Genomic DNA, 10,684 nt, shown 5'->3' with positions numbered 1-10,684 from the left:
CCATAGATCTACACGTACCACAACACTCTTTCCCTACACGACGCTCTTCCGATCTGCGTCCGGTTCGCCCGATCCGTTGGACCTGGTCGTCGTGCGCACCGCGGCGACGCAGGATGACCCGGTGCCGGGCGCGCCACCGCCTGGCCCGGCGCTAGCGTCGGGGTCGGTGACCGCGGCGCCCGGGACACCGGCGGCCGACGTCGTCGCCGCGGAGCTGGACGCGCTCGGCGCCCGGCTGCCGGGTCCGGTGGCCCGCTCGGGCGTCGCCGGTGGTCCGCCACCGGCGACGGGATCGACAGGAGGAACGCGTGACGGGCTCTGAGGGCTCCGGCCCGCCCGGGACCACCGGGGACGAGCACCGGGACGAGCACGGGGACGTCCGCACGCGCGGAGCGGCCCCGGCTCCGGACCCGGAGGCCCGCAGACGACGGTTGTCCGAGGCCGCCGTCGTCCGCGCCGTGGTCTGGGCGGCCCGGATCGTCGGTGCGCTGACCGTCGTCGCGGCGGTGCTGCCCGCGCCCCGCCGGGTCATCGGGAGCGAGCTGCGCAGCACCCTGGGCCTGCCCGCGGGTCTGGGCCTGGCGTCGCTGGTCGTGACCGCGCTCGCCGGGGTCGGCCTGCTGCTGCTGGCCACCGGGCTGCGCCGGCGCAAGCAGCGCGCCTGGTGGGTGGCGACCGCGACGACGACGTTCCTCGTCGTGGTCAACCTGCTGCACGTGCTGGACCAGCGGCGCGGCATCGGGCCCGCGGTGCTGGTCGTCGCGCTGCTGGCGGCGCTGATCGCGACGCGCCGCTACTTCGTCGCCCGGCAGGACCCGGGAGGGCTCGGCCGGTCGGTCCGGTCGCTGCTGCAGTTCGGGCTGTCCGGCTTCCTCATCGTCTGGGTGCTGCTCGCGCTCAACCCGCGCCGGCTCGTCGGCGACCCGTCGATCGCCGCGCAGGCCGCGCACGCGGCGCTGTCGCTGATCGGGGTGACCGGACCGGTCGAGTTCGAGCAGCGCGCCGTGTGGCTCGACGACCTGACCTCGGCGATCGGGCTGACCTTCGGGGTGGTCGCGCTCGTCGTCGCCGGGTACCACCTGCTGCGCTCGCCGGAGCCGCGCCCGTCGCTCGACCCCGACGACGAGCAGCGCCTGCGCGCCCTGCTCGACCAGCGCGACGGCGACTCGCTGGGGTACTTCGCCCTGCGCCGTGACAAGGCCGCGGTGTTCGCCCACGGTGGCAAGTCCGCGGTGTCCTACCGGGTGCTCGCCGGGGTCGCGCTGGCCTCGGGCGACCCCGTCGGCGACGTCGGCGCCTGGCCCGGCGCGATCGAGGCCTTCCTCGGCATCTGTACCCGCTACGGCTGGTCGCCCGCGGTGCTGGGCTGTTCCGAGCGCGGCGCGACCGCCTGGTCCAAGGCCGGTCTCGACGCCCTCGAGCTCGGCGACGAGGCGGTACTGGAGACGGCGTCGTTCAGCCTGGACGGACGCCCCATGCGCGGGGTCCGCCAGACCGTCAACCGGATGCAGCGCAGCGGGCACACCGTCGAGGTGACGCGGCTGCGGGACCTCGACGAGACCGCACGGATGCGGGTCGCCGAGCGCGCGCACCGCTGGCGCGGCGCCGAGGACGAGCGCGGATTCTCGATGGCGTCCTCGCGGGTCGCGGACCCCTCCGACCCGGACGCGGTGATCGTCACCGCGCTCCGGGACGGCGAGCCGTCCGGGATGCTGCAGCTGGTCCCCTGGGGCCGCGACGGGCTCTCGCTGGACCTCATGGTCCGCGACGCCGACGCCGACAACGGCGTCAACGAGCTGATGATCGCCGAGCTGATGGCGGCCGCGAAGGACCATGGTGTGAAGCGGGTGTCGCTGAACTTCGCGATGTTCCGCTCCGCCCTGGAGCGCGGCGAGCGGATCGGCGCCGGACCGGTCGCCCGCGGCTGGGCCCGGGTACTGCGGATCGCGTCGCGTTGGTGGCAGATCGACTCGCTCTACCGGTTCAACGCGAAGTTCCGCCCGAGCTGGTACCCGCGCTACGTGCTGTTCCCCGCCGTCCGCGACCTGCCGCGGGTGCTGTTCGTCGTACTCGAGGCCGAGGGCTTCGGCGGCCGCCCGCCGGCGCTGCTGCGGCTGCTGCGCCGGTGAGCCGGGTCCGCGCGGGGGCGGCGCCGTGATCCACGCCTCCGAGCTGCGCCTCGACGTCGTCGCCGCGGTGGTCGTGCCGACGGTGGCGGCGGTGCTGCTGCTCGCCCTCACCGGTGGGGTGTGGCACCGGCTGCGCCGGGTGGCCCGGACGCTGCTCGTGGTCGTCTCGGCCGTGGCCGTGCTCGCGGCCGCCGCGGCCGGGGCGAACCTGCTCGGCGGCTTCTTCCCCACCGTCGGCTCGCTGATCGGGTCCTCCCCCGATCCCGGCGAGGGCTCGGTCGCCGACATCGGCCCGGACGGTGCGGGCCTCGACGCGGCGATGCCGCTGGTCGCCGCCCGCTCGGCGCAGGGGCTGGGCTCCACGCTGCACATGACCCTGCACGGGGCCGTGTCCGGCATCGACCGCGACGCCGACGTCTACCTCCCGCCCGGCTACACCGAGCACCCGCGGGCCCGCTTCCCGGTCGTCGAGTGGCTGCCCGGGTTCCCCGGTGAGCCCCGCGAGGTGGCCGCGCTGTTCACGGTGCCCGACGTGCTCGACGCCGCGATCGCCGCGCACCGCATCCCGCCGGTCGTGCTGGTGGTCCCCGACATCAACGGCGAACCCCGGTTCGGCCACGACCAGGAGTGCGTCGACGCCCAGCACGGCGCGGCCGACGACACCTACCTGACCACCGACCTCGTCGACTGGACGACCCGGCACCTGCGGGTGCGGCCCGACCGCGGCGCCTGGGCGCTGGCCGGCTGGTCCTCGGGCGGCTACTGCGCGATGAACCTGGCGCTGCGCCACCCGCGCACCTACGCGCTCGCGGTCAGCCAGAGCGGCTACGACCGCACCCCCGACGACGTCGTCACCGGGGATCTGTTCGCCGGGCGGCCCGACCTGGCCGCGGCCAACGACATCGTCGCGCTGCTGGGCGAGCGGCCCGCGCCCCTGGCGATGCTGGTCACCGCGGGCACCGACGAGCCCGAGGAGCGGGCCGCCGCGGACCGGATCCGCGCGGCCGCCGCGCCACCGGTGACCGTCGACACCCGGCTCTACCCGGGTGGCGGACACAACCAGAACGCCGTCCGCGCGCAGCTGCCGGACCTGGTGGACTGGCTGGGTGCGCACCTGCTGGGGCCGCTGGTCCCGCCCGCGACGCCGGCGGGTGTCACGATCGACGACGGGCCCGGTGTGCCGCAGCGTGTGCTGCCGGTGCCCGACCCCTAGGAAGGAGACACACGTGGTCTGGGAGGGAGTCGGCACCCTGCTGCTCGTCGGCGGGCTGCTCGCCGGGGTGGTGTGGATCGTGATCGCGGCCGGCGTCGGGGAGATCCCGAAGGTGCTGCACGGCCTGGCGCTGTGGCTGCTGGTGCCGCTGGCGTGGCTGGGCTCGCTCGGGGTGGTGCTGGCCGGCGGGTCGGTCGGGGCGGGCTGGGCGGTGCTGCTCGGGCTGCTCGTCGCCACCGGGGTCGCCTGCGCGGCGGCGCGGATGCTGGCGGGTCGGCGGAGCTGAGCACCCACCGGTCAGAATGACGGCGTGGACTTCCGCTCCGTCTACCGCCACCACTTCCTGCGCACCGCCGCGGCGACCCTGCGCACCACGATGGCCGACCCGGCCGCGAACGTCGCCGCCGTGCTGGAGACCGCCCGGACCTGCGCCGACGACGGCGTCGGGCTGGTGGTGTTCCCCGAGCTGACGCTCTCGGGCTACTCCATCGAGGACGTCCTGATGCAGGACACGCTGCTGGAGACCGTCGAGACCGGACTGCTCTCCCTCGTCGAGGCGACCGCGGACCTGCTGCCGGTCCTCGTGGTCGGGGCACCGCTGCGGTACCGCCACCGCCTCTACAACTGCGCGATCGTGATCCACCGGGGCCGGATCCTGGGCGTCGCCCCGAAGTCCTACCTGCCGACCTACCGCGAGTTCTACGAGCGTCGCCAGACCGCCCCCGGGGACGACGTCCGCGGCGCCTCGATCCGGCTCGGCGCCACCGACGTCCCCTTCGGTACGGACCTGCTCTTCGCCGCCGAGGACCTGCCCGGCTTCGTGCTCCACGCCGAGGTCTGCGAGGACTACTGGGTGCCGATCCCGCCGTCGGCGGAGGCGGCGCTGGCCGGGGCGACGGTGCTGGCGAACCTGTCCGGCTCACCGATCACGGTCGGCCGGGCCGACACCCGGCACCTGCTGTCGCGCTCGGCGTCGGCGCGCTGCCTGGCCGCATACGTCTACGCCGCCGCGGGTGAGGGCGAGTCGACCACGGACGTCTCGTGGGACGGCCAGACCATGATCTACGAGAACGGTGTGCTGCTCGCGGAGTCCGGGCGCTTCCCGCAGGGCGCGCGGCACGCGGTCGCCGACGTCGACCTGGACCTGATCGCCGGCGAGCGCCGCCGCCAGGGCACCTTCGACGACAACCGTCGCACCCACGCCGCCCGCACCGACGCCTTCCGCACGGTGGCGTTCCGGCTCGACCCGCCCGGCCACGACATCGGCCTGCGCCGCACCGTGGAGCGTTTCCCGTTCGTGCCAGCCGACCCGGCGCGCCTGGAGCAGGACTGCTTCGAGGCCTACTCGATCCAGGTCGCCGGGCTGGAGCAGCGGCTGCGGGCGATCGGCCAGCCGAAGGTCGTGATCGGCGTGTCCGGCGGGCTCGACTCCACCCACGCCCTGATCGTCGCGGCGCGGGCGATGGACCGTCTCGGCCGCCCGCGTACCGACATCCTCGCCTTCACCATGCCCGGCTTCGCCACCTCCGACCACACCCGCAACAACGCCGTCGCGCTGTCCGAGGCCCTCGGCGTCACCTTCGCCACGATCGACATCACCGGCACCGCGCGGACGATGCTGGCGGAGATCGACCACCCCTTCGGCCGGGGCGAGCCCGTCTACGACGTCACCTTCGAGAACGTCCAGGCCGGGCTGCGCACCGACTACCTGTTCCGGCTGGCGAACCAGCGCGGCGGGATCGTGCTCGGCACCGGGGACCTGTCGGAGATCGCGCTCGGCTGGTCCACCTACGGCGTCGGCGACCAGATGTCGCACTACAACGTCAACGGCGGCGTCCCGAAGACGCTGATGCAGCACCTCATCCGCTGGGTGGTCTCCTCCGAGCAGTTCCCGCCCGGGGTGTCGGCGGTGCTGCGCTCGGTGCTCGACACCGAGATCACCCCGGAGCTGGTGCCCTCGGACGGGACGACCGAGGTGCAGTCCAGCCAGGCCACCGTCGGTCCGTACGCGCTGCAGGACTTCACGCTCTGGTACACGCTGCGGCACGGCTTCCGGCCGTCGAAGATCGCGTTCCTGGCCGGGCACGCCTGGTCCGACGCCGCCGCGGGCCAGTGGCCGCCCGGGTTCCCCGACGACGAGCGGCCCGCCTACTCCCCCGCCGAGATCCGGCACTGGCTGCAGGTCTTCGCGCGGCGGTTCTTCCAGTTCGCGCAGTTCAAGCGCTCCGCGCTGCCGAACGGCCCGAAGGTGTCCGCGGGCGGCGCGCTGTCACCCCGCGGGGACTGGCGGGCACCCTCGGACCTGTCGGCGACGATCTGGCTCGACGAGATCGAACGGGAGGTCCCGGCAGGCTGAGGGCGGGCCGGCCGCGGGGCGCGACGCGGACGCCGCAGCGCCTCGGGTCCGGACGGGGGTGACCCACTGGGCCCTCCGGCGGTGCCGAGGAGTGACCCGATCGCACGTCCAGCGCAGCGGTGGTGCGTGTCGTCGTGTCGCCGGAACCGGTCGCCGATCGGTGACACGGTTCACCGAGCGGACGGGGCAGCCCTGTGCCGACGGGGCGGCGTCACACCGGGCGACTGGACCGCCGGAGGTCCTCGGCTCGATCCCGCACACCCCTCGCGAGCAGCGGGAACGCCGGGTCCTGAGTGGACCGGCGGACACCGGCCGACGGGCCCCCCGCCCCGCCGGGGGCGGGTGAACCCGACCACTACTGTCGCCTGCATTCGACCTGGAGGTGAGTCGTGGCGCTCGCGAACATCCTGTCCGAGATGCCGGATCTGCTGGAGCGGACCCTGGCGGAACACACCCCCGACGCGCAGGGCTTCTGCCGTGAGTGCCGGGACGCGACGGGAGTCAGCGCCACCTGGCCCTGCGTGACCCGCGAGCTGGCCGAGCAGGCCCGCTCGATGTCCTCCGACGGCCCCGGCACCGTCGACGAGCGGCCCGCCGAGGGCACCGTGGCCGGGCGTCGCCGGGCCCGGGACCTCTCGGCCCCGCTCGGCAACGGCCGGCACCGCTCGATCTAGGCCGCTCCGGTGCCCCGGACACCACGTCCGGGGCACCGCCGTCGTCAGGAGAGCCGGGCGGGCGCGGCCGGGCGGTGCGTCTCCCGGATGAGCAGCACCGCGACCAGCGAGATCACGGCGACGACGACCATGTAGGCCGCGACCGCCATCGACGTGCCGTAGCCCTGCTGCAGGGCGGCGGCGATCAGCGGTGCGAACCCACCGCCCAGCACGGCGCCGACGGCGTAGGAGAACGAGGCGCCGCTGTAGCGGAAGCGGGCCTCGAACATCTCCGCGAACAACGCGGACTGCGGGCCGTAGGACAGGCCCAGCCCCACCGTGAGCACGACGACCGCGACGACCATCGCGGCGAACCCGGTGGTGTCGAGCAGCAGGAAGAACGGCACCGGCCACACCACGAGCAGTACCGAGCCCACCAGATAGGCGCGCTTGCGGCCCACCCGGTCGGACCAGACCGCGCCGCCGACGATGCTGACCAGCCAGCTCAGCGAGCCGATGATCACGACGACGATCATGGTGTTCCGCGGGACCTCGAGCACCTGGGTGCCGTAGGAGAGCAGGTAGGCCAGGAAGATGTAGCCGATCGCGTTGTTCGCGACGAAGCTGACCGAGGCCAGCACCAGCTCGCGCGGACGGTGCCGGAACACCTCCAGGATCGGGGCGCGGCTGCGGCCGCGGTTCTGCCGCAGCATCGCGAACACCGGGCTCTCCTCGACCCGCAGCCGGATCACGAGCCCGACGACGACGAGCAGGATCGACAGCAGGAACGGGATCCGCCAGCCCCACGCGGCGAACTGCTCGGGGGTGGTCAGGTTGGACACGACGAGGAACACCAGCTGGGCCAGGATCAGCCCGGCGGGCACCCCGATCTGCGGGAACGAGCCGTAGCGTCCGCGCCTGCCGGGCGGGGCGTGCTCGACCGCCATCAGCGCTGCGCCGCCCCACTCACCGCCGGCCGAGAGACCCTGCAGCAGGCGCAGCACGACGAGCAGCACCGGGGCCGCGACGCCGATCTGGCCGTAGGTGGGCAGCAGGCCGACGCCGACGGTGGCCACGCCCATCAGCAGCAGCGAGAGGACCAGCATCTTCTTGCGGCCGAGGCGGTCGCCGAAGTGCCCCCACACGATGCCGCCGAGCGGACGCGCCACCAGCCCGACCCCGAGGGTCGCGAACGCGGCCAGGGTGCCCGAGGCCGCGGACATCGTGGTGAAGAACTGACTGTTGAACACCAGGGCCGCGGCCGTGGCGTAGATGAAGAAGTCGTACCACTCGATCGTCGTGCCGATCGCGCTCGTCGCGGCGACCCGGCGCACCTGCGCGGGCGCGGAGCCGGTCGTGTCGGCGGCGCTCGTCGGGCCTGCGCCGGGCCCGGCCTGCTGCTCGGTCATGTGTCCTCCCCTGACCCGGGACGGCGGTGTCCCGGACCGCGCCACTTTTGCACCGAACGTCCGGTCGGGTAAAGACGTGCGGGGTGCCCGATCCGTGCCACTCGTCGCACGGCCGAGTGCGGTCGCCGCCACGAACGGCCCGCGAAGATCGGACATCACGGGACATTCGCTACCGTCCGGTCACTGAACACGCGGTCCGGTACCCCCGACGGGCCGGGATCCCCCGATCCCGACGCTCCCCCGCAGCCCGGCCGGTCCGCGTGCCGGAGGAGAGACCGTCGTGCCCCGACACCGACATCGGGCGCAGGCCGGGCTGCGGCCCGGGCTGCGTCACGTCGCCACCGCGGCCGCCGTCGCGAGCGGCACGCTCGCCGTCGTCACGCCCGTGACCGGGCTCGGCGTCGGACCGGCCGAGGCCGACCTGCGCCTGGCCGCACAGGACGTGTCCGACGGCCGGGACGGTGACACCCCCGGCGCGCCGTTCGCCGAGGCCGCGGCCGCCGCCGAGGGACTGCGGGACACACCCGTCCTCGGCGCCGAGATCGTCCGCGACGCAGGCCTGCTCGACCCGGCCGCGGACGCGAGCCTCGCCGCGGCCCGCAAGGCCCAGGACCTGGCGCAGGAGGCCGCCGAACAGGCCAGGGCCGCCGCCGAGCTCGCCGCCCGCGGGCTGGGCGATCCGTCGTGCGGGCTCGACCTCGACGACCTGGGCCGGGTCAAGGCCTGGGTGTCAGACGCCGCGGAGTTCCTCGGCTGCGCCTACGGCGAGACCGACCTGATCGGCGTCGCGCAGCGCGAGAACGCCTCCGACCACCCCACCGGGCACGCACTGGACATCATGGTGCGCGGGCAGAAGGGCGACCGGATCGCCGACTGCGCCCTGGCCAACGCCGACGAGCTGGGCGTGAAGTACGTGATCTGGGAGCAGCGCATGAACGACGGCTCCGGGTGGTCGACGATGGAGGACCGCGGCGGCGACACCGCGAACCACTACGACCACGTGCACATCTCGTTCGACAGGAGCGCCGGGTCCGGCGAGCCGGACCTCGGCCGCTGCGCCTGACCCGCCGCCCGGTCCGCGGCGGAGCACGGACCGGGCGGCGGTGGCCTCAGACGCCGATCTTCGCCGGGCGTCCGTCCTTCAGGTGCCGGATCGCGGCGACGGCCGGACGCGGCTGCGCGGCGCCGCCGTCGGGCCAGTGCGACGCGGGCTGCTCCGGTGAGGCGTCGTCGACGTCGCCCGGGTGCTGCACCGAGACCAGCACGAAGTTCTCGGTGACGACCGGCCCGCAGCACTCCGAGCCGACCGGGACGCTGGCGAACAGCCGGGTCGAGCCGCGCTGCGGCCCCTGCAGCACGACGCCGTAGAGGCCGTCGTTGATCTCCAGCGCCTGGCTGGAGTCGGTCGAGATCCACAGGTTGCCGTAGGGGTCGAACGCCACGTTGTCCGGCGAGGTGATCGGGCTGACCTGGGACTTGTCGAACCCGCCGAAGTAGGTCGACGGGTCGTCGGGGTTCCCGCAGACCAGCAGGATGTTCCAGGCGAACGTCGTCGCCGCCGGGTCGTCGCGCGTCTCGGTGAGCTCGATGACGTGGCCGTGCTGGTTGGCGTTGCGCGGGTTCGCCTCGTCCGGACCGGCCTTGGCGCCCGCCTTGCCGCGGTCGGAGTTGTTGGTGCAGGCGATGTAGACCTTCCCGGTGCGCGGGTTGGGCTCCACGTCCTCCGGGCGGTCCATCTTCGTCGCGCCGACCTTGTCCGCGGCGAGCCGGGTGAACACGAAGACGTCGGCGACGCTCATGCCGTCCACGTAGGACTTTGTGGTCGACGCCAGCGGCTTCCACTGCCCGGAGCCGTCGAAGCGGCCGTCGCGCGGCAGCGCCCCGGTGCCGGTGATCTCCGCGGCCGGGCTGTCCCCGGTGAACGTCGCGACGTAGAGCGTGCCCGACGACAGCAGGGTGGCGTTGTGCTCGCGGGCGGCCCGGCTGTGACCACGGCGCATCCGCTTGTCCGACACGAACTTGTAGACGTAGTCGAAGCGCTCGTCGTCGCCCATGTAGACGACGGGGCGCCCGTCACGGGTGAGCGCGACGGTGGCGCCCTCGTGCTTGAAGCGGCCGAGCGCGGTGTGCTTGACCGGCTTCGAGCGCGGGTCGTGCGGGTCGATCTCGACGATGTAGCCGAACCGGTTGGCCTCGTTCGGCTCCTGCGCGAGGTCCCAGCGCGGGTCGACGCGCTCCCACCGGCGCTCCGAGGCGCCCTCGGAGAAGCCGTAGCGCTTCGCGCGCTCGTCGGTGACCGGACCGGAGGCGAAGTAGCCGTCGAAGTTCTCCTCGCCGGACAGGAAGGTGCCCCACGGGGTGGTGCCACCGGCGCAGTTGCCGATCATGCCCTTCACGCTGCGCCCGGTCGGGTCGGCCTTCGTGCGCAGCACCTCGGCTCCGGCGGCCGGGCCGTCGAGCACCATCTCGGTGTCGGCGGTGATGCGCCGGTTGAGCTTCCCGTCGCGGTCGTAGCGCAGCTCGCCGGAGCGCAGGTCGCGGGTCACCTCGACGACGCCGCCGCCGTGCGCCGCCATGCCGATCCGGATCTGCTCGGGGGTGGGGGCGTCCTCGTCGTACCCGCGGAACATCAGCGGCTCGAGCGTGTACTCGTGATTGGAGAACAGGACGTAGCGGCGGCCGGGGCCGTCGATCGGCAGGATCCCGCAGAAGTCGTTGTTGTAGCCGAACTGGCGGGCCTGCGCGGCGGCGGTCTGGTTCTCGAAGTCGAACTCCGGCGCGTCCGGGAACATCGGGTCGCCCCAACGGATCACGACGTTGCTCGCGTAGTCGACCGGCACGCGGATCGCGTCGTCGAGGTTCGGTGCGACCGTCTCGTACTGCAGCCCGCGCGGGGGCCCGGCCTGCGCCGGCGCGGCCACGTC

9 protein-coding genes are annotated in these 10,684 nt (G+C 73.8%); 7 read left to right on the top strand and 2 right to left on the bottom strand.

All coding sequences use genetic code 11. The features are described 5' to 3' along the window. Positions 1 to 166: 166 nt before the first annotated feature. The 6 genes from NH602_RS22410 (at position 167) to NH602_RS22385 (ending at position 6,372) form a co-directional block, all read left to right on the top strand. Positions 167 to 322: a hypothetical protein gene (locus NH602_RS22410; RefSeq protein ID WP_253068833.1), complete on the top strand. Its 156-nt coding sequence runs from the start codon at positions 167 to 169 to the stop codon at positions 320 to 322. A gap of 109 nt (positions 323 to 431) precedes the next feature. Beyond that, complete coding sequence (locus NH602_RS22405) at positions 432 to 2,129, top strand: GNAT family N-acetyltransferase (RefSeq protein ID WP_178376470.1); 1,698 nt, start codon at positions 432 to 434, stop codon at positions 2,127 to 2,129. Between the two features lie 25 nt (positions 2,130 to 2,154). Beyond that, positions 2,155 to 3,342, top strand: coding sequence for an esterase family protein (locus tag NH602_RS22400; RefSeq protein WP_253068832.1), 1,188 nt, complete (start codon positions 2,155 to 2,157; stop codon positions 3,340 to 3,342). Between the two features lie 13 nt (positions 3,343 to 3,355). Beyond that, a complete protein-coding gene (locus tag NH602_RS22395) occupies positions 3,356 to 3,628 on the top strand; it encodes a hypothetical protein (RefSeq protein ID WP_073578537.1) in 273 nt (90 codons plus the stop codon). Between the two features lie 24 nt (positions 3,629 to 3,652). Then, complete coding sequence (locus NH602_RS22390) at positions 3,653 to 5,698, top strand: NAD(+) synthase (RefSeq protein WP_253068831.1); 2,046 nt, start codon at positions 3,653 to 3,655, stop codon at positions 5,696 to 5,698. 389 nt (positions 5,699 to 6,087) lie between these two features. Continuing rightward, complete coding sequence (locus NH602_RS22385) at positions 6,088 to 6,372, top strand: hypothetical protein (protein ID WP_253068830.1); 285 nt, start codon at positions 6,088 to 6,090, stop codon at positions 6,370 to 6,372. Between the two features lie 44 nt (positions 6,373 to 6,416). On the opposite strand, the gene NH602_RS22380 is transcribed toward NH602_RS22385, so the two are convergent. After that, positions 6,417 to 7,760, bottom strand: a complete 1,344-nt coding sequence (locus tag NH602_RS22380) for an MFS transporter (protein WP_073578540.1) — start codon at positions 7,758 to 7,760, stop codon at positions 6,417 to 6,419. A gap of 280 nt (positions 7,761 to 8,040) precedes the next feature. Between NH602_RS22380 and NH602_RS22375 the strand changes: the two genes are divergently transcribed. After that, positions 8,041 to 8,823 (top strand): hypothetical protein, encoded by a 783-nt coding sequence (locus NH602_RS22375; protein WP_253068829.1) that lies wholly within the window; start codon positions 8,041 to 8,043, stop codon positions 8,821 to 8,823. Between the two features lie 46 nt (positions 8,824 to 8,869). On the opposite strand, the gene NH602_RS22370 is transcribed toward NH602_RS22375, so the two are convergent. Further along, positions 8,870 to 10,684, bottom strand: a 1,815-nt coding sequence (locus NH602_RS22370; protein WP_253068828.1) for a PhoX family phosphatase, incomplete at its 5' end; no start/stop codon positions are given.

Origin of the sequence: Pseudonocardia sp. McavD-2-B (assembly GCF_024124365.1) — a bacterium.
In the GTDB taxonomy this organism is placed as follows: domain Bacteria; phylum Actinomycetota; class Actinomycetes; order Mycobacteriales; family Pseudonocardiaceae; genus Pseudonocardia; species Pseudonocardia alni.
This window is presented reverse-complemented; position numbering and strand designations above follow the sequence as displayed.